Below are 1,317 nucleotides of genomic sequence, written 5' to 3' on the forward strand. Positions count from 1 at the left end.
CTGTGCTTCCACCTCCAACCTATCTACCTCGTCGTCTTCAAGGGGTCTTACTAATTGGGAAATCTCATCTTGAGGGGGGCTTCACGCTTAGATGCTTTCAGCGCTTATCCCTTCCGCACATAGCTACCCAGCTATGCTCCTGGCGGAACAACTGGTACACCAGCGGTGCGTCCATCCCGGTCCTCTCGTACTAAGGACAGCTCCTCTCAAATTTCCTACGCCCGCGACAGATAGGGACCGAACTGTCTCACGACGTTCTGAACCCAGCTCGCGTACCGCTTTAATGGGCGAACAGCCCAACCCTTGGGACCTACTTCAGCCCCAGGATGCGATGAGCCGACATCGAGGTGCCAAACCTCCCCGTCGATGTGGACTCTTGGGGGAGATAAGCCTGTTATCCCCAGGGTAGCTTTTATCCGTTGAGCGATGGCCCTTCCATGCGGAACCACCGGATCACTAAGCCCGACTTTCGTCCCTGCTCGACTTGTAGGTCTCGCAGTCAAGCTCCCTTATGCCTTTGCACTCTTCGAATGATTTCCAACCATTCTGAGGGAACCTTGGGGCGCCTCCGTTACTCTTTAGGAGGCGACCGCCCCAGTCAAACTACCCACCTGACACTGTCCCCGAACCGGTTTACGGTCCTAGGTTAGAACTCCGATACGAACAGGGTGGTATCCCAACGGCGCCTCCACCTAAGCTGGCGCTCAGGCTTCTCAGGCTCCCACCTATCCTGTACAGTCCGTACCAAAGTCCAATATCAAGCTGTAGTAAAGCTCCATGGGGTCTTTCCGTCTTGTCGCGGGTAACCTGCATCTTCACAGGTATTAAAATTTCACCGGATCTCTCGTTGAGACAGCGCCCAAGTCGTTACGCCATTCGTGCGGGTCAGAATTTACCTGACAAGGAATTTCGCTACCTTAGGACCGTTATAGTTACGGCCGCCGTTTACTGGGGCTTCGGTTCATAGCTTCGCCTTGCGGCTAACCACTCCCCTTAACCTTCCAGCACCGGGCAGGCGTCAGCCCGTATACTTCGCCTTGCGGCTTCGCACAGACCTGTGTTTTTGCTAAACAGTCGCTTGGGCCTTTTCACTGCGGCCCCCTCGGGCTATTCACCCTACCGAGGCACCCCTTCTCCCGAAGTTACGGGGTCATTTTGCCGAGTTCCTTAACGAGAGTTCTTCCGCGCGCCTTAGAATTCTCTTCCCACCTACCTGTGTCGGTTTGCGGTACGGGCAGCTTCACCTGGCTAGAGGCTTTTCTTGGCAGCATGAAATCAAGACCTTCGGTACTGTAATTTTCCCTCCCCATCACAGCC

General features: G+C 55.0%; 1 rRNA gene. It reads right to left on the reverse strand.

The window, feature by feature from the left end:
• Positions 1-1,317: ribosomal RNA gene (locus ABN764_RS29455) — 23S ribosomal RNA — on the reverse strand; the annotation flags it as partial.

Origin of the sequence: Paenibacillus wuxiensis (assembly GCF_040195695.1) — a bacterium.
GTDB lineage: Bacteria > Bacillota > Bacilli > Paenibacillales > Paenibacillaceae > Paenibacillus_B > Paenibacillus_B suaedae.